The organism is Virgibacillus byunsanensis (assembly GCF_042675965.1).
Lineage (GTDB): Bacteria > Bacillota > Bacilli > Bacillales > Amphibacillaceae > Virgibacillus_R > Virgibacillus_R byunsanensis.
On record NZ_JBHTKJ010000007.1, the window covers coordinates 357,093 to 375,449 of the forward strand.

Below are 18,357 nucleotides of genomic sequence, written 5' to 3' on the forward strand. Positions count from 1 at the left end.
CTCCTTAGAATTTTATACTTATTTAAAACGTTTCTATTTTTACAGAACGATCGGTCCTATGCGAAAGCTTTGTTCTGCTTCATGTCCTTCACCAGGAAAGACTGCCTCCGGGAAGAAGTCGTTCACTTCACAATTTGTCTGGTTCTTTTCCGCGAAACCGCGAAATAATGATTGGGAGGCTTTGTTGGACGGGGTGACAGTCGCTTCCACGTATTGCACATCTTCACATGCATCGCGGTTGACTAGTTCTGTAAGCATTTTAGAAGCGATTCCTTTTCCCCTCTGAGAAGAATCGACTCCAACCTGCCATACAAACACCACATCCTGACGCTCTGGGGGGATAAAGGCGGTTATGAACCCGACTAATTCATCATTTTCTCTTGCAACTACACAAGTTTCAGCAAAGAATTCGGCCATCATAACGTATTTATAAGCCGAGTTTTGGTCGAGTGTTGAGTTGTTTACTAGTTCCCACATAGCAGCGCCATCTTCAACTGTCGGTGAATCAAACTGGACAGCATCGGTTGACACCTCTAATGTTGCGTTTTGACTTTTAATAGTAGTTCCTCCTTTGAAGGTACTTTTTAACTTTTTAATCAAAGAACATAATTAATAATAGGGAATAGTCAACAACTTATCAAACGGCTTAAATCCATATGAGAACGCTTTAATCGTGATTAATGGAACTTAAGCCTGTTTTTCTTAGTAAAATCAGCTAATTTCTAGCACATTGTAAGAATTCCTCAAAGGTGGGTGCCTGTCACTTCCTGGAAATTGCCGGTAAATGTCGAACTGGTTTGTAGACGGTAATCCCCTGTAGGAACTAGCACTGAAGTGTTTTGGAATGTTATAGGTAGGTGGTTGACCTCTTATTAATGATGATAATCCTCATACATTGTCAAGGGTTCCAGTTTTATCGATAAAATCAAACCTTATTTCTCATTTAGGGGTGATTTATAAAAATCATAGAGTAACCTCTAAAAATTTGATTTGAGTAATACGAATCAAAAAGAGGAACAGATACTTGGAAAAGGGGTACATGATTATTTTCAGCAGTCATCGTTCAAAAATGTAGAAGAGGAACGTTAACATAACAAACAAAAACTGGTTGCTGCTTTTCGATTGTTTGGCCGCTTTGGATTTTCTGAAAGGGTGGCAGGACATGTTACATACCGCGACCCTGAATTTTAGGTGAATCCTGGTATGCATTTTTAATAAAATAAAGGCTACTAGTTAATAATAAAGGTGAAGTTATTGAAGGGAAGTATTCGGTTCATAAATCAGCGTTTTCGATCCATGCATCTGTTCACCATAAGAGACCTGGTGTTATAGCATCTGTCCATACCCATTCGGTGCACGGGAAAACATGGTCTGTAAATGGGAGATTGTTAGATCTTGGATGCATGTGCGTTCTATCATGATCATTCCGTGTTTGACGAATATAAGGTGTTGCTTATGGAGAGGAAGAGGGGCTAAGGATTGGCAAGGCACTTAGAAATAACAAAGCCGTACTACTTAGAAGTTAGGGCCTTCTACGGTTGGTGGATTTATTGATGCAGCTGTTCTGGTTTATTAAGATGGTACGTACTTGTCAATCATAATTATTGGCAGAAGCAACTGGTATTGTCAATCCGATTGCTACTGAGGATGCTGCAAATACTGCAAAACAATTTTTTCTGCAGCTGGTTTTTCATCTATTTGACTTTTGTGTTTTGTATTTTCTTCTTCCAGTTCTTTCACTTTTTGTTCTAAGTCTTTAATGTCTGATTAAGATCCTTCTGAATTACAAGCGCTTAATAATAAAACAACTATTAATGTTAAAAATATGTTCTTTTTCAAACTTATGGCCCTCTTTTATATAAGCTAAATTTCACTATAAAAGTCCTAGGACTAATAGATGGTAATTATATCCAAGGGGAGGCGATGATAGCTGGTTAGCAATGAGATGACAAATTTTGATAATTATTTCCCGGGTAATATTTAAAACAGGTATTAGTTTATGCAGTTAATCTAGTTTTTCACTTTTTCGAGTTGTTCTAAAGACGGGTATATCAACATATCGATATATTAATAGAATTTAAAAATCGGGTGGTGAAGTATGCTATTAGATAAGGGACAAATACCTTCATACAAACAAATTTCCAAACACGTTCGGGGTAAAATTGTACAAGGTGAATGGGGTGTCGGACAGAAGATCCCTACAGAAACTGAACTTGGAAAACAGTTTAATGTAAGTAGAATTACTGTTGTTAAAGCATTAGAAAGGTTAGTGGAGGAAGGTTATCTGAAACGTGAACAGGCAAAAGGTACGTTTGTAAATACTCCTCCATTAGGAATTTTTCCTTCTGAGCTGTTGAGTACTTCTGAATCCATTACACGAAAAGGTGAAAAACCAGGATTTATTGTGCTAGAGAACAAGGAGATATTGCCATCTGCCCGAATTGTTAAGCTTCTTGGATTATGTCCGAATGACAAAGTTTGGAAGTTAAAACAACTTTTTTTGGCAAATGACGAAATAATAGGTATACAAATCAGCTATTTTTTAAAAGAGGATTTTCCTGAAGTTGATAAGAAAACGTATAACATCAATATTGACAGTGCTTTAGAGACTTGTCGTGCCATACAACTGGATGAAGAAGAACAAGAATTATTACAAGTGAAGGATGTTACTGGATTTTCGGTGGAAAGGCTGTTTTATTTAGAGGGTAAACCGGTAAAATTTGACTGTTCTATTATGCGAAGTGACAGGGTGGATAGTACTATAAAGTTAAAAAGTACACTAGGATAATAAATCTAATCCTAGTGTACGCGAGCTATCGTAAGAATTTAAACTTCCTCCCCGTTAATAAACACTCTTTCAGCTTTGTTTCTTAAATCAAAAGGATTACCGCTCCATATTACAAAATCAGCATCTTTCCCTGTTTCTATTGATCCAACTCGGTCTTCTACATCGAGATGTTTTGCTGCATTATACGTAATTGCTTGTAATGCCTGCTGTTCTGTTAAGCCGTTTTTAACAGCATGGATTGCGCTTGTCATTAAATATTCAATGCCTACAACCGGATGATCTGTCGTTATAGAGCATGGAACCCCTGCGTCTATAAGAGTCTTTGCTGTTGACCAGCCTTTATCTTTTAGTTCTACTTTAGAACGAGTTGACATAGTTGGACCAAACGAAACCCTTACATCATGTTTCGCAATATAATCAGCAATGTGGTGTCCCTCTGTGCAATGTTCAATGGTTACATTGATATCAAATTCACGTTTGATGCGAAGCACGGTTAAAATATCATCTGCACGGTGAGCATGAACCCGCAGTGGAATCTCTCTTTTTAGTACTTTTCCGATATTCTCCAAATCCAATTGTCTATCTACGTTATCTCTGTTCAAATAGTTTTGTGTCTCAATTAACTTTTCTCTCAACCTTGCTGCTACACCCATTCGTGTGGTAGGCATCTTTCCTTTATCACCATGAAATGTTTTTGGATTTTCTCCGGTTGCAGCCTTTAATCCTGAAGGTGAGGCTATAACCATTTCATCGACAATTTTTCCTGCCGTTTTTAATACGACCATTTCTCCACCGATGATGTTCGCGCTTCCCGGCATGACTTGGACTGTTGTAATTCCTGCTCTACGGGCGTCTTCAAACCCAACTTCCATTGGATTAATTCCATCTATCGCACGCACTTGTGCTGTGACTGGGTCACTCGTTTCATTGAAATCACTGCCTTCTTTTCCAACACCTGCTTCAGAGACCCCGAGATGTGTATGTACATCAATTAAGCCGGGTGTGACTGTCTTGTGATTTGCGTCAATTACTTCATACTCTTGTGGAATATTTTCAACGGCATCAATCGATGTAAATTTCCCATTTTTCACTAATATAATTTGGTCTTTTATCATATTACCTAATCCGTCATGGATGGTTGCATTTTTAATTGCTAGCATAAAAAGTATCCTCCTATTATTTTAAAAGTTTGCTGGGTCTCTTACGTAATTCTTTGATAATAGATTATTTTTTAAATATTGTAAAGGAGTAAAGAAATCATAAAGAGAACCATATATAAGCTAAAAATACTATGAAAATGATTGAAATTGGTAAACATTTACAATTATTACCATTAATGAAAATTCGTTTTTTGCGTAAAATAATAAAAGAATGGAGGATTAGATTATGAAGGAAAACAACGATAATTTCACGGTGGCCGGAACTGATATCGATGCAGTCAAAGAGCAAAGTCGACGTTCTGGATTGTCTTATAACGAAGCAAAAGAATGGATTGCTAAAACATCAGGAGGTCGCGGTACTAATGTTTATAGCGACACGGATGTAGAGGAAGTTAAAAGGAAAAACCGGGGAAAGGGGTAGGAATGGTGCCTGTCACTTCTCGGTTTTTGTCGAAGTGATTAGGATGGAAACTAGGAATGTGCACTTATGAAAGGTACTATTTTTACCATTATTGCATAAAACTCTAGAATATTATCTAATTTTTTAAGGATATATTTGACTATAAATTAAATTTTTGTTAAATTAAAAATAATAAGATAAAATTTATTAACTGCTAAATCTAATAGACTCTACTGGTGAAGTAGAGCAAAAACCTAGATTAAAACCAGTTATATGGACTCGTGTAGATTTACTTTATTTCTTCACGTCTATATTTCTGGTTTTTTTATTTTTTATAAAAGGAGGAATTTTTTTGAAAGACCTAATCGAATTGGATAAAAAGCATTTTATTCACCCAACTTCACCCATCCAACAGCAACAGGAAAAGGGTGCAAAGGTTATTTTTGAGAAAGGGGAAGGTATTTACTTAACAGACAGAATGGGGAACACCTTCATTGATGCGATGTCATCGTTATGGAATGTAAATATTGGACATGGGCGAAAGGAATTAGCTGAAACAGCTGCAAAACAAATGGAAAAATTGGCGTTTAGCTCAACGTTTTCCACGTTTAGCCATGAGCCTGCTATCAAACTGGCCGAAAAAATTGCTTCCATTACTCCAGGTCACTTAAATGCTGTCTTTTTTACTTCTGGTGGATCAGAGTCAAACGATTCCGCTATCAAACTAGTACGTCATTATTGGCGAATTCAAGCTCAACCCAATCGAAGGAAAATCATTTCATTGAAACGTGGTTACCACGGTGTCGCCGCGGGCTCTACTAGTGCGACAGGAATACCAGAATTTTGGGGAATGGCTGGTCATATGATGACTGATTTCACACATGCAGAATCGCCTTATGAAAATAATACCAATCAGGCAATAGATTCGCTCCGTCAGGTAATTGAAACGGAAGGATCGGATAAAATAGCGGCTGTTTTGGTTGAACCAGTGCAAGGAGCCGGTGGTGTACTAATCCCTCCAGCAGATTATTTACAAGAAGTTCGAGATCTGTGTAATGAGTATGGGGTTTTGTTAGTTCTTGACGAGGTTATAACTGGATTCGGTCGCACTGGAAAAATGTTCGGAATGGAAAATTGGGGAGTTGTTCCAGACATGATCACCTTTGCGAAAGGAGTAACGAGTGGTTACTTCCCACTTGGAGGTGTCGTAGTATCTGATCAGATTCATGAGGTGCTGAAGGAGAAATCAAAAGGTACGCTGTTTCATGGCTTTACATATAGTGGTCATCCAGCTGCAGCAGCAGTGGCATTGAAGAATATTGAAATTATTGAGCGTGAGGACCTTGTGGAGAATTCTCGGCAAATGGGATCGGTCATGCTAAATGGTTTTCAACATGTGAAGGAAGATTTGAATATTGTAGGTGATGTACGTGCTATCGGTCTTCTTGGAGCAGTAGAACTTGTTCAGGATCCCAAAACCAACAAGCACTTTTCACCAGATGCACAAGTCGCTCCCAAAGTGATTGAAGCGCTACATGAAAGAGGTGTAATATGTCGGGCTGTATCGTATGGTAACTCTGATATTATTTGTTTTGCTCCGCCGATTACTATCAATGAAAATCAAGTTAATACAATGGTTGGAAAATTACACGATTCCATATTAGCTGTACAGAAACAGCTTAGTGTTACGTATTAAGTTGAAGTGGAGACAACTCTCCCTATTATTTGTCCAATAAATCATATAGATGTAAAAAATTCCTACTTATCCGACATATCGTTTAGCTAATATTTATCCTTTCACACTTTTAAATATCTGAATAATTATACATTTAGAGCAAAAATTGTAAAATTAATTGGAGGGAATAAAAAGATGAGTGAACAGAAATTATCGAGAATTCTCGGCAATAAAGATGTAATCGCACTTGCTTTTGGGGCAATGATTGGCTGGGGATGGGTAGTGACTACGGGATTATGGATAACTGGTGCAGGGTCTTGGGGAGCTATTCTTGCTTTTTTGATTGGTGGTATGCTTGTTATCTTTGTCGGTCTAACCTATGCAGAACTGGCTTCTGCACTTCCACTTGCCGGTGGTGAGCATGTTTATACGTATAAGGCAATGGGGAGGACAGCTTCATTTATTGCGACCTGGGCAATTATTCTTGGATATGTATCAGTAGTAGCCTTTGAGGCGGTAGCACTCCCAACAGTTTTTGAATATTTGATACCGAACTATAGTATAGGTTATTTATATACGATAGCAGACTGGGATGTAACGATTACGTGGGCAGGTGTTGGTATTTTAGGGTCAGTTCTTATTGCATGGATTAATTATCGCGGGATTAAGCTGACTACCGCAATAACGTTTATTCTCACACTATTGATAGTAATAGCAGGTATTTTATTAATCACCGGAAGTACTGCTACAGGAAATGTAGAAAATATGGAGCCATTTTTTGAGAAAGGAATGGCTGGGCTAATGACTGTGGTGATTATGACTCCGTTTATGTTTGTAGGATTTGATGTTATTCCACAGGCTGCTGAGGAAATAAATTTACCTCAGAAAAGAATCGGACAGCTTTTAATATTCTCGGTTGTTCTTGCCGTAGTATGGTATATTGCTGTTATATTTGGTGTATCACGTGTACTTAGTCCTGAAGATATTGGAGCATCAAGTTTGGTAACAGCTGATGCAATGGCCAAAGCATTTGGAGATAGTCAGTTTATGGGCAATCTTCTTGTTCTTGGTGGTATTGGGGGTATACTCACAAGTTGGCTTGGGTTTTATGTTGGTGGAAGCCGTGCAATTTATGCACTTGCAAGAGCAGGAATGTTGCCTGAATCATTGGGAGAGCTACATCCAAAATATAACACGCCGTATAAAGCTATTATATTGATTGGTGTATTCTCAACTGGTGCACCATTATTAGGACGACCCGCACTTGTGTGGCTCGTTGATGCTGGTGGACTGGGATTAGTTGTTGCATGGTTAATGGTGGCAATATCATTCATTATTTTACGTAAAAAAGCTCCCGATATGAAGCGTCCATTTAAACTACGTGGTGGAACGACAATCGGATGGATCGCTGCATTCATGGCGGGTGGAATTACAATACTTTATATGCCAGGGATGCCATCAGCTCTCATTTGGCCATATGAATGGGTAATTGTCGGAATATGGGTTATCTTGGGATTGATATTATACAAGGTGTCCATGGCTAAATATGGTAAGGAATATGCAGATAAGAAAATGAAAGATGAAATTGATCGTATAGCATAGTTTATATAGATTTGAGAAAACTAGCGTTCTTTCTTTGGAAGGACGCTAGTTTTTTTATTGTCTAGGAAATTATAAAATTAGGAGCCTGTGGATAATTTATTTACTGCTTAAGCCACGTCCAGCTCCAGCGCCCGTGCTGTTAGTGGGCTTCCTGATCCTCCTTACGATAAGTCAACATCGAATCGCTACCGCTCTTCGTGTTTCCTTTATCTCATGCGGATTTGGAAGATCGACTAACTTCGCCGCTTTGCGCGGCAACGTCGACACACCCGCGATGCGCGGGCGCAGCCCATACGTCGCTAAACGGGCGCTTGCGCTTTTGTTCCAAAGATATTAGTCCATTCATTCAGGAAATAAAAGATAGATTTATAAACTTTATGATGAATAAGCTCCCAACTTTATAGCCGCACTACACGTCAGTGGTACGGCTTTAGTTGTGTTTAGCAAACTGTGGAACATTAGGAACTTAGCGCCTGTGGCGATTGTATTTACTATTTCTTCTATTTGTTTCCATTAATTAAATTAGGTGGTTTTTGTCCGTTTAAACCTGCTTCAAGGTTGTAAGCAGCAAGTTTGGACATTTTTAATTCAGTTTCGTGTGTTGAAGAACCAATGTGAGGGGTAGTAACAACATTTTTCATGCTTAATAGTGGGTTATCCCGCTCGATGGGTTCTTTTTCAAAAACGTCAAGCCCTGCAGCAGCTATTTGATTGTTCTTTAATGCACTGATTAATTCTTGCTCTACAACCGTCTTCCCACGTGACCCATTAACAAAAATAGCAGTATGTTTCATCATTTGGAATTCCTGTTTACCGATAAGTCCTTCTGTCTCAGTTGTAAGTGGTGTTATAAGGCATACGAAGTCAGATTGCTCCAATAAATTATCAAGATTACAATAAGTCGCAGCAAACTTTTCTTCAACATCTGGTTTTCTGGTGCGGCTGTTGTAGATGATTTCCATATCAAAACCAAAATGTGCACGTTGAGCAACTGCCTGACCTATTCTTCCCATACCAATGATACCTAATTTCTTATGGTGAACGTCGGTACCGAAGTGTTCCGGCTCAACTGCTTCTGTTATCCATTCTCCGTTTTTAACAAGGTGATCCAGTTCTGGTATTCTTCTTGCGGTTGCTATAAGGATGCCGAATATAGAGTCAGCAACCGTATCTGTGAGTACATCCGGTGTGTTAGTAGCCATGATTTTACGCTCATTTAACTGTCCGATGTCCAAGTTATTGTAGCCAACGGAGATATTGCTAACAATTTTTAAGTTTGGTGCTCGATCCAATAATTCCTGGTTAACTGGTAGTTCCAATCCGATAATGCCTTCAGCCTCTTTTAGGGTTTTTAGAAACTCAGGATCTGTTGTTGTATCAATATCTTTAAAGAAATAAACATCATATTTACTTTGCAAATCTTCCAATACAGGTTTCTCTATTCGGTTATAAGCTATAATTTTCTTTTTCATAAAATCCCCTTTCCAACTTCCAATAAGTAATCTACAACTAAAGTAGCTAGAAATTCAAAATAAGTCAATGGGAGGCACTTCCCGGTTTTTGTTGGTGGTTGAGTGATAGTAAAAATCCTGTAGCAAGTTGTCTACATTACAGGATTTGTTTTCATCAAGCTATTAAAGTTTTTGCCCATAATACTTGTCCAACGAGAATCCTCGCCCTAATATTTCAGAAGTATTAATAAAGATAACGAATGTAGTTGGTACTTCTCTTTGAAGAATTCGTTTCAATTGGACTGCTTCTTGTTGTTCGGTGACACATAGAATCATTGTTTTATCTGTATTGGAATAGCCTCCGACAGAGCGAACCTTTGTTAGCCCTCGATCAATTCCCCCACGGATTAGTTCTTGTATTTTTTCTTCTTCTTCTGTGATGATTAAGATCAGTTTAGATGCTGACGTGCGTAATTGAACAATATCGATGGTTTTACTTGTTATATAGATACACATTAAAGCAAATAAAGTAAGTTCGAGATTGAATACGATTATAGATGAAAAAACTACAAATCCATCTACAATAAGTTGAGAATATCCGCTTGAAAGACCAGTGAATCTCTTTACAATCTGCGCAATTGCAGCTGTTCCTCCCGTAGATCCATTGCCTTTATAAACAATTCCAAGACCTGTTCCCAGAACGATACCACCGTAAATTGCTCCTAATAGTGGGTTTGTAACTGTGTAAGGTATTTCGGCGGTAAGAAAGATGATAAAGGGAACCCAGAATGTACCAAGTAACGTTTTCCAACTAAACTCTTTCCCCAAAGCAATCCAGCCAAGGATGAAGATCGGAATGTTAATGAGAAACTGTGTGTAGGCAGGGCTTAACGCATAAAGTTCAAACAAAATGGTGCTGATCCCTGAAATCCCACCTGCAGCGAGTTGTGACGGAAGTAAAAATAAATTATAAGATAAGGCCACTAATGTAGCTCCAAAGATAATTTGAAGATATTCTATTGTAGGTTTATTAAGGTTGTTCTTAATCATAGGTGTTCTATTCCTCTCCTAGATAAATACTTCTCCCTGCTACATTTTATCATTGGGAAAGGCGCCTGTCACTTCCCGGTTTATGTCGGTTTATGTCGAATTGGATAATAATTGTTTTAGAAGATACTAGAACTTGTATGTATGGTATCATTTACATAGGTTCTAGCAGTTTTTTATACATAGACTAGTAGTACAACATCTAGCTTGGTTACCTTAAAAAACGCGAGGAGGATGACTATGCAACAAATTGAAAAATTACTGGAGAGTAAAAAGGAAGAATATCTTGATTTACTTTTTACATTTTTAAAGCAGAAGAGTATTAGTGCACAGAATGTTGGGATGCAAGCGTGTAGTATCATGTTAAAAGAAATGATGGAAGAAGTCGGGATTGACACGACTTTAATTGACACAGAAGGGCACCCAGTTGTTTATGGTGAGATCATGAATGAAAGCAATAATTTTACCCTTCTCCTGTATGGACATTATGATGTTCAGCCTGCAGACCCATTAGAGGAATGGAACACGCCTCCTTTTGAACCGACTATTGTAGATGGGAAAATTTATTGTCGGGGGGTTGGTGATAATAAAGGTCAACTAATGGCACAATTATTGGCTATTAAAAGCTATCAAGAGGTGATGGGAGATCTCCCGATTAATGTGAAGTTTGTTTTTGAGGGGGAAGAAGAAAGCGGGAGCCCTAACATAGCAAAGTTTGTGGAAGATAATCGTGATCTATTAAAAGCAGATCTAGTGTATACTTCAGACGGACCGATGCATGATAGTGGTGCTCCTTTTGTGTTACTTGGTGTTCGTGGAATGCTTTATGTGGAATTGACTGCTAAAGGTGGAGATTGGGATAGTCATTCTGGTAACAAAGGAAATATTGTGCCTAACCCTGCATGGGAATTAGTCGAACTGTTAAATACGATGAGGGCTAAAGATGGAACTATTTTAATAGATGGTTTTTATGATGATCTGCGCGAGCCAACAAAAAAGGAATTGGAGCTTATCTCAACACTACCTTTTGATGCCGATCAGTTAGGAGAACAGATCGGGTATAAAGATTTTGATATGACTCGAGAAGAATACTACAGGAAATTAACCTTGGAGCCAACATTAAACATTGCTGGTTTTCACAGTGGATACGGTGGTGAAGGTTCAAAAACGATTATACCATCTACTGCTATGTTAAAAATTGATATGCGTCTTGTCGTTGATCAGGACCCAGATGATATTTTGGATAAATTTATTAAACACGTTAAAAAGCATGCGCCGGATGTAGAAGTGATAAGCCATGGGTCTATGAAACCGTCACGTACTCCTTCTGATTCCAAGGTAGTTAGCGTTGTTAAACATGCAGTCGAAAACGCTTATAAAAAGAAGCCGATTTTACAGCCAAGCCTCGGTGGTAGCTTGCCAGATTATGTGTGGACACAAATCCTAGGGGTGCCATCTGTTGTGGTTCCGTATGCAAATTTTGATGAAGCCAACCATTCTCCAAATGAGAATATGGGCGTCGATAACTTTTTTGATGGAATTATGTGTACGTGTCATGTGATTCGTGAATTAGGTGAGGTTTATAAGTCATAATTGGAATTATGATGTTCTACAACTACAATCGTAAGAAATGCTATATTGGGGGCAGGTTCTAAAGAATAAAATTTTTTACTAACTCTGCCCCCAAACAATGAAGAGAATTCGATAGTAATGGTGAAGAGTTAGTCTGAAAGGCTTTTTAGATGAGGGTACTCAAAGAAAATGGTAGATTGGTGGTTCGGCCCCGTTATGTTCCATTCATTAATCGGATACCCACTTTTATGACAAAGTTCTGAATGGACCTTATTGCCTCTTAATTTACAAAAAAACGCTAATTTTTACGTAAATAAGAGCCACTGAGTCCGCAATTAACCAAAAACCAGCCTATTTGCAATAAATAAGGACCGCTAAGTCCACAAAGTCATACCAATTTTTTCAAATAGCTACATTCTTAAGGAAATCACTAACTTCACTACAAAAAAACGGCACTATCTCACGCAAATACGAGAAATAATGCCGTTCTTATTAAAGATGGAGCATAGCGGGCTCGAACCGCTGACCTCTTCGCTGCCAGCGAAGCGCTCTCCCAGCTGAGCTAATGCCCCAGTGAATCAAGTTTATATTATATGCCTTTTAGCGAGTTTTTTCAAGGGGGGTGCCTGTATTTGTCTGGTCACATAGTTATGGAAATGAATCCCCCAAATCCGCATCATTGACTGTCACGCCGTCACACCAGATCATTACACAGGAAGAAAGGCCACAAATCAGAAGGATCCTAGAACTTTGGGATATTAATGAAGACGACCGATCATTTCTGGGTTAGCTCAAAATCTTGTTCCACAGGGATTAACATATTATCAAAAGGAAGACTGGTTACACACGGTCAACTATTTAGATGATGGTAGACCTGGTACCTTAACTGTAATCGATGCAAAAACCGAAGAATTAGTTAATCAGTTGTATTGTTTAACCAAGATGGTTCACCATACACGGGACATGCTGGAGGAGTTGCTGTCAGTAAAAACCATGTTTGGGTTGCTTCAGAAAGTTCACTATTTCCGTTAAAGATTAGTGATTTAGTATCGGCCGAAGATAATGATGAAATTCAGTTCAGTAGCCAAACATCAGGTCCTGTGGAGGCTGCCTATACTGTATATGATGATGGAATACTTTGGTTGGAGAGTTTTATGAGGCAAATAGCTACCCTAACGAGCCAGATCATCATACCACGAATCGTAACGGAGAAACTCATTATGCTTGGATGATAGGCTATCCTTGACAGACCAACAGATATGTAATCGGTTGATTAATGGAATGTAGAGTCGGATAATCCTGCCACACCTGATTATGTATTGTCAACAACTGAAAAAGTTCAGGGTGCGATCGTTCAACAGAAGGGTGTTAAGGGTGTTACAGGTATCACGTTAAACACTTCTTTTGGAAGAGGAAACGATAGTAACTTGTATAGATATGAGAGTCCAATAAAGGAAACTCCACATGACTGGGTGACTATTTGAGAAAAAGAAGTACCACTATGGTTCCTTGATGGTCAAACAGCAAAACCAAGAGAAAGTATAATGGCTATTCCAATGCCAGAAGGAATAGTGGAAGTTAAAAATGATCTTTATGTTGTCTTTGAATCCGGAGCTAACAAATACCACTATACCACGACATACCCAATGGATCGCATGCTAAAGATAGATTTCAGGACATTAATGAAAGAGGATATAAAAGATTATTGAAAATGAAAGTAAAGAGAGTCAAACCTTGACGAGCAAGAGGGGATGGTCAATGTACCGTTCCCTTTTGCTTTTTGTGTTCTATATATACTTGACATTCTTGGCTACTACTTAGTATTTATATCTTACTGATACCCGATTTCTTTGGAAATATCCATTGCTGTTTTCTTCACCATATAAATTACTTTATCTAGCATGGGATCTATTCGATTAATTGGGCCAACCAAGCTTACGGACGCGATTACTCGTCCTAAAGAATCACTTATAGGAGAACTTACACTAATTACATTATCTTCATATGCAGAAATAGAAATGGCATAGCCCTCTTTAATGATTTCTTTGATTTCTTCTCTAAGTGTCTCCTCATCTGTGATGGTATTGGAAGTGTAAGAAATCATCTCTGTTTTTTCAAAGAAAACTTGAAGTTCATCTTCACTTAAACCTGACATAAGTGACTTACCTGTTCCAGAGGCATATATTGGAAACGTGTCTCCGGTATTTCTAGAATATACTAGTCCCGTACGATCACCTTGATGACGCTCAATCACCAATCCTTTAAAGCTTGATTTATCAATGATTGATAGATATGCAGTTTCTCCAAACTCTTCAGATAGTTTACCTAAATAATGTTTTCCCATTTTTTTAAAGTCAATATTGTTATATATAAATAACCCAAAATGCATTAGGGTCATTCCTAAACTGTAATGACCTGTATCAACACTCCTTTGAACGAACCCTCTGTTCTCTAAAGTAGTTAAAATGTTGTAGCAAGTACTAATAGGCATATCTAGTTCTTGCTTGATTTCTTTCAATGTTAGAGACTCCTGTTGTTTTAGTAGTTCCAGAACATTTATAGCCTTGTGTATGGAAGGGATTTGATATTTATTTTGTGACAACTTTGACACTCCTAATATAAATGTATTTAAAATAGTTTGACAAATTTTAATATTTATTTTATTATAATACTTAATTTCATAAATGTAAATAGTTTTTCATATATATGAAATTAAAACTTTGTTTAAAGATTTATTATCACATTATTATAATTCAGTTAGGAATTGTGAATTTTGTAGATTTGGATAATTGAATAAATTTTTGGGAGGTGATGCTTGTATGTATGAAAACCGAGAATACAAAAATTTAAATAAAGGGGGATTTACTAATGAAACTTTCTATTTCTAAAGAGGAGACGTATGAGAGACAACAGCGTTTTTTATCAACTTTGACAGACAAACAATTAGAGTGCGCAATTTTATTTAACTCAACAGATATCTTTTACCTCACAAGATTTTACTTCATTCCCACAGAGAGGCCAATGAGTTTCTTTATTGATCCAACAGGAAAAACACATCTTTTTGTACCTGCATTAGAAGTTGAACACGCTACTGAATTTTCTTGCGTAGATCAAGTTCATAGTTATCCAGAATACCCTGGGGAAAACCATCCTATGATTCATTTAAAAGCTATATTGAAGGAATTGGGGTTTGAGCATAATCAAATAGGAATAGATTCAGAAGGTTACGGTTCCCCGTATGGTTATAGTGGTGCTAGTGTTAGACAATTAATTGATGCAGAATATACTTCAATACATGGTTTGGTTCAAGAGATACGCTATATTAAGTCAGCTGCAGAGATTGAAATTATTAAAGAGTCATGTAGATGGGGAAATCTAGCACATCGCTTATTGCAAAAATATTCAATTCAAGGTTCTAGTGAAGTGGAGATAGAATTGAGAGCTAGCCAAGAAGCTAGTCTTGCTATGATTGAAACTTTAGGACAAGAGTACAAGCCACATGGGAGGACAGCACGAGCAGGTTTCAGGGGACAAATTGGTGAGATGTCTGCTTTTCCACATGCTGTTACCCAAAATAATATATTAAAAAATAGAGATACTCTTGTAACATATGCAGCTGCTGATGTATGGGATTATCACAGTGAATTAGAGAGAACCATGTTTGTAAATGAGGTGACTTCCGAACAGGAAAAATATTTCCACTTAATGTATGGTGCACAGGAAACGGCGTTTCAACATATTAAACCCGGACAACCTACATCAACTGTAGAAAGGGAAGTGCAAAAATATTATAAAGAAAATGGTATTCAGCACTTGACTAGACATCATACAGGCCACGCATTAGGATTATTGATTCACGAAGCACCGTTTTTTGATTTAGGAGATCATACTATTATGAAAGCTGGTATGGTATTTTCTGTAGAACCTGGAATTTATGTAGAAGGCCTTGGAGGATTTCGGCATTCAGATACCATCTTAGTTACTGAAAATGGAATGGAAATGTTGACTTATTATCCAAGAGATTTAAATTCAATGATTTGCTAAATACAAATAAATTGTAATCTATTTGAAATAAAAAGGAGGAAAAGAAATGAAGGAGTACAAAAATCTATTAATGGGAGCGGCTATAATACTTTTAGTAACAATTACTTTAAGTGCTTGTAGTAATTCGAATCCAGAGGAAAATGATGTAAGTGTAGAAGCAGAGGTTGATGAAGCAAGTGTAGAATTAGCTTCCGAGCAAGAGATTAATATTAATCTTTCCCAAGAACCACCTTCGCTTAACCCAGGTATTGCAACGGATACAACATCAGGGTCAGTGCTAATTCAAATATTCGAGGGATTAACAAGAGTTGGGCCAGATGGAGAAATTCAAGAGGCAATGGCTTCAGATATTGATATTTCAGAAGATGGAACAGTCTATACTTTTACCATTCGTGATGATGCTAAGTGGTCCAATGGTGATCCTGTAACTGCTGAAGATTTTGAATTTGCATGGAAATGGGCTTTAAATCCTGATAATGCTGATGCTAATTATGCTCACTTACTTTATAGTATTAAAAACGGTGAACAAGCAAAAGCTGGAGAAGTGCCCCCAGGTGAGATAGGGATTGAGGTTTTAGATGAAAAAGTTTTAGAAGTTACGCTTGAAAGGCCTACACAATACTTCTTAGATTTAACAGCTTACCATACTCTTTATCCAGTTAATAAAAATGTTGTTGAAAACAAAGATAAGTGGTTCCTGGATGCTGGCGACCAATATACAACAAATGGTCCCTTTAAGTTATCAAAATGGGAACATGATAACGAAATAGTATTAATAAAAAATGAAGAATATTGGGATTCAGAAAATGTTAATCTTGATAAAATCACTTTTGTAATGGTAAATGACGAGAGTACAGAGTTAAATATGTTTAATAGTGGTGAATTAGATTGGGCAGGTCATCCAACTGGCAAGATCCCTCTTTCTTCTATAGATTCACTTAAAGAAGAGGAAGTATTAGTAACTGAACCTAAAGAAGCAGTTTATTATTATGCTATGAATGTGGAAGAGGAACCGATTGATAATAAAAATATCAGGAAGGCACTTTCGTTGGCTATTGATAGAGAAGGTATCGTAAATAATATTACAAAAACAGGAGAATTACCAGCAATGGCCTTTGTTGCTCCTCCTATATGGTCGGAAAATAAAAAAGGCTATTTTGAAGATAACGATGTTGAAAAGGCTAAAGAGTACTTAGAGTTAGGGATGAAAGAAAAAGGATATAATACAATTGAAGATATGCCACCAATTACACTATCCTATAATACTTCAGAAGAACATGCCCAGATCGCTCAAGCAATTCAAGATATGTGGAAGGAAAATCTTGATCTTGATGTTGAATTAGATAACAATGATTGGCAAGTCTATCTTGATAAATTAGGTTCTGGTGACTACCAAGTTGGTCGTTTTGGGTGGGTTGGTTTAATATCCGATCCAGTAAACTTTCTTGAAATCTTTCAAGAAAAAGGTGGGGCAAACAGAACTAATTGGGTAAACCAAGAGTATACCGATTTAATAAGACAATCTCGAGACCAAGTCGATCCTGACAAACGTAAAGATACTTTGAAAAGCGCTGAGCAAATTTTAATGGATGAAATGCCAGTAGCACCTATATATTTTTATTCAAATATCTACGCACATCAAGATTATCTTCATGATGCCTATGTTTCTTCTTTAGGTACTATTCAATTTAAGTGGGCATATGTGACTGAAAAATAATTTAAGGTCAAAGAGAAATAGAATATATGCATTTCTATTTCTCTTTGACGATATTAAAGTTCAGTACTTATATATTAAATAAGCTAAAGCTTAATGAAATTAAATAATCTGTTGAAGAGAAATGAGAAAGGAGGATATTCGTGAAATTAGTTTACGTCATTCCGGGTCCCTTAAATAAGAAAGAAGTGGAAAGAAGAGGAATAATTTTAAAAGAGTGGGCTTCCCCTCATGTCAAAGTAGATATTGTGAGGGTAGAAGAAGGCCCCGCTTCGATAGAGTCTATGTATGAAGAGTTTTTAAGTATTCCTGCGACTGCTAGGAAAATTTATGACTTGGAAAAAGAAGGCTATGATGCAGCTATCCTTGGATGTGCTGGAGATCCTGGACTTGAAGCTTATCGAGAGATTACTTCTAAAATGTTAGTAGTAGGGCCAGGAATGTCTAGTGTTCATGCTGCTTCCATGCTAGGTTATCGTTTTTCAATACTAACAGTCTCTAACAGCACTATACCAAACAGTCATGAATTAGTACGTAAGTCAGGTTTGACAGAAAGATTAGCATCTATAAAACCTGTAAACATTCCGGTGTTAGACCTTGCGACTAACCGTAGTGAAACTTTAAAGAAGATAAAAAAGATAGCAGAAAGCTCAATTGTAGTAGATGGAGCTGATACTATTGTATTAAAGTGTATGTCTATGGGATTTCTTAATATAGCCGAAGAATTACAAAATGACTTGGGTGTCCCAGTGATTAACCCAGCAAAAGCAGCATTAAAAGCTGCAGAATTTTTAGTGGGGAGCGGTTATCACCATTCGAATAGAGCATATTTACAACCTCCAAAATTAGCATTTGGAAAAGTTGAATCACTTGAAGAATTATTTATTAAATAATATAGGAATTA

At 37.3% G+C, this 18,357-nt stretch carries 16 protein-coding genes, 1 tRNA gene and 1 pseudogene; 12 read left to right on the top strand and 6 right to left on the bottom strand.

Going from position 1 to position 18,357, the window contains the following annotated elements; all coding sequences use genetic code 11:
* Nucleotides 1-39: 39 nt before the first annotated feature.
* Nucleotides 40-600, bottom strand: a complete 561-nt coding sequence (gene ectA, locus ACFQ3N_RS03355) for a diaminobutyrate acetyltransferase (RefSeq protein WP_390359525.1) — start codon at nucleotides 598-600, stop codon at nucleotides 40-42.
* A gap of 641 nt (nucleotides 601-1,241) precedes the next feature.
* On the opposite strand from ectA, the pseudogene ACFQ3N_RS03360 reads away from it, so the two are divergent.
* Together ACFQ3N_RS03360 and ACFQ3N_RS03365 are read left to right on the top strand one after the other, a co-directional pair.
* Nucleotides 1,242-1,421 (top strand): annotated as a pseudogene (locus ACFQ3N_RS03360) (class II aldolase/adducin family protein); the annotation flags it as partial.
* A gap of 677 nt (nucleotides 1,422-2,098) precedes the next feature.
* The gene (locus tag ACFQ3N_RS03365; RefSeq protein ID WP_390359527.1) at nucleotides 2,099-2,788 is read left to right on the top strand and encodes a GntR family transcriptional regulator; all 690 of its coding nucleotides are present in this window, start codon (nucleotides 2,099-2,101) and stop codon (nucleotides 2,786-2,788) included.
* Nucleotides 2,789-2,826: 38 nt separating this feature from the next.
* On the opposite strand, the gene ACFQ3N_RS03370 is transcribed toward ACFQ3N_RS03365, so the two are convergent.
* The gene (locus ACFQ3N_RS03370) at nucleotides 2,827-3,948 is read right to left on the bottom strand and encodes an amidohydrolase (protein WP_390359529.1); all 1,122 of its coding nucleotides are present in this window, start codon (nucleotides 3,946-3,948) and stop codon (nucleotides 2,827-2,829) included.
* Between the two features lie 226 nt (nucleotides 3,949-4,174).
* On the opposite strand from ACFQ3N_RS03370, the gene ACFQ3N_RS03375 reads away from it, so the two are divergent.
* From ACFQ3N_RS03375 to ACFQ3N_RS03385, 3 genes are all read left to right on the top strand, one after another.
* The gene (locus ACFQ3N_RS03375) at nucleotides 4,175-4,369 is read left to right on the top strand and encodes a gamma-type small acid-soluble spore protein (protein ID WP_390359530.1); all 195 of its coding nucleotides are present in this window, start codon (nucleotides 4,175-4,177) and stop codon (nucleotides 4,367-4,369) included.
* A 331-nt stretch (nucleotides 4,370-4,700) separates the two neighbouring features.
* Nucleotides 4,701-6,044: an aminotransferase family protein gene (locus tag ACFQ3N_RS03380; protein ID WP_390359531.1), complete on the top strand. Its 1,344-nt coding sequence runs from the start codon at nucleotides 4,701-4,703 to the stop codon at nucleotides 6,042-6,044.
* Nucleotides 6,045-6,218: 174 nt separating this feature from the next.
* Nucleotides 6,219-7,625 (top strand): APC family permease, encoded by a 1,407-nt coding sequence (locus ACFQ3N_RS03385; RefSeq protein WP_390359533.1) that lies wholly within the window; start codon nucleotides 6,219-6,221, stop codon nucleotides 7,623-7,625.
* Nucleotides 7,626-8,125: 500 nt separating this feature from the next.
* Here ACFQ3N_RS03385 and ACFQ3N_RS03390 read toward each other — a convergent pair whose 3' ends face one another.
* Together ACFQ3N_RS03390 and ACFQ3N_RS03395 are read right to left on the bottom strand one after the other, a co-directional pair.
* Nucleotides 8,126-9,097 (bottom strand): 2-hydroxyacid dehydrogenase, encoded by a 972-nt coding sequence (locus ACFQ3N_RS03390; protein ID WP_390359535.1) that lies wholly within the window; start codon nucleotides 9,095-9,097, stop codon nucleotides 8,126-8,128.
* A gap of 162 nt (nucleotides 9,098-9,259) precedes the next feature.
* Complete coding sequence (locus ACFQ3N_RS03395) at nucleotides 9,260-10,126, bottom strand: YitT family protein (protein WP_390359537.1); 867 nt, start codon at nucleotides 10,124-10,126, stop codon at nucleotides 9,260-9,262.
* Between the two features lie 237 nt (nucleotides 10,127-10,363).
* On the opposite strand from ACFQ3N_RS03395, the gene ACFQ3N_RS03400 reads away from it, so the two are divergent.
* Nucleotides 10,364-11,716 carry a M20/M25/M40 family metallo-hydrolase gene (locus tag ACFQ3N_RS03400; protein ID WP_390359539.1) on the top strand — a complete coding sequence of 451 codons (1,353 nt, stop codon included), beginning with the start codon at nucleotides 10,364-10,366 and terminating at the stop codon, nucleotides 11,714-11,716.
* A gap of 478 nt (nucleotides 11,717-12,194) precedes the next feature.
* Here ACFQ3N_RS03400 and ACFQ3N_RS03405 read toward each other — a convergent pair.
* Nucleotides 12,195-12,267, bottom strand: a tRNA-Ala gene (locus ACFQ3N_RS03405).
* 357 nt (nucleotides 12,268-12,624) lie between these two features.
* On the opposite strand from ACFQ3N_RS03405, the gene ACFQ3N_RS03410 reads away from it, so the two are divergent.
* The 3 genes from ACFQ3N_RS03410 (at nucleotide 12,625) to ACFQ3N_RS03420 (ending at nucleotide 13,404) form a co-directional block, all read left to right on the top strand.
* On the top strand, nucleotides 12,625-12,927 hold the full coding sequence (locus ACFQ3N_RS03410) for a hypothetical protein (RefSeq protein WP_390359541.1): 303 nt from the start codon (nucleotides 12,625-12,627) through the stop codon (nucleotides 12,925-12,927).
* A gap of 87 nt (nucleotides 12,928-13,014) precedes the next feature.
* Nucleotides 13,015-13,179: a hypothetical protein gene (locus tag ACFQ3N_RS03415; RefSeq protein ID WP_390359543.1), complete on the top strand. Its 165-nt coding sequence runs from the start codon at nucleotides 13,015-13,017 to the stop codon at nucleotides 13,177-13,179.
* A gap of 60 nt (nucleotides 13,180-13,239) precedes the next feature.
* Nucleotides 13,240-13,404: a hypothetical protein gene (locus tag ACFQ3N_RS03420; protein ID WP_390359544.1), complete on the top strand. Its 165-nt coding sequence runs from the start codon at nucleotides 13,240-13,242 to the stop codon at nucleotides 13,402-13,404.
* A gap of 122 nt (nucleotides 13,405-13,526) precedes the next feature.
* Here the strand turns inward: ACFQ3N_RS03420 and ACFQ3N_RS03425 are convergent, their stop codons facing one another.
* Nucleotides 13,527-14,297 carry an IclR family transcriptional regulator gene (locus ACFQ3N_RS03425; protein WP_390359546.1) on the bottom strand — a complete coding sequence of 257 codons (771 nt, stop codon included), beginning with the start codon at nucleotides 14,295-14,297 and terminating at the stop codon, nucleotides 13,527-13,529.
* Nucleotides 14,298-14,563: 266 nt separating this feature from the next.
* On the opposite strand from ACFQ3N_RS03425, the gene ACFQ3N_RS03430 reads away from it, so the two are divergent.
* From ACFQ3N_RS03430 to ACFQ3N_RS03440, 3 genes are all read left to right on the top strand, one after another.
* The gene (locus tag ACFQ3N_RS03430) at nucleotides 14,564-15,739 is read left to right on the top strand and encodes a M24 family metallopeptidase (RefSeq protein WP_390359548.1); all 1,176 of its coding nucleotides are present in this window, start codon (nucleotides 14,564-14,566) and stop codon (nucleotides 15,737-15,739) included.
* Between the two features lie 46 nt (nucleotides 15,740-15,785).
* Complete coding sequence (locus ACFQ3N_RS03435; protein ID WP_390359550.1) at nucleotides 15,786-17,456, top strand: peptide ABC transporter substrate-binding protein; 1,671 nt, start codon at nucleotides 15,786-15,788, stop codon at nucleotides 17,454-17,456.
* 140 nt (nucleotides 17,457-17,596) lie between these two features.
* Nucleotides 17,597-18,346, top strand: coding sequence for an aspartate/glutamate racemase family protein (locus ACFQ3N_RS03440; RefSeq protein ID WP_390359552.1), 750 nt, complete (start codon nucleotides 17,597-17,599; stop codon nucleotides 18,344-18,346).
* Nucleotides 18,347-18,357 lie beyond the last annotated feature (11 nt).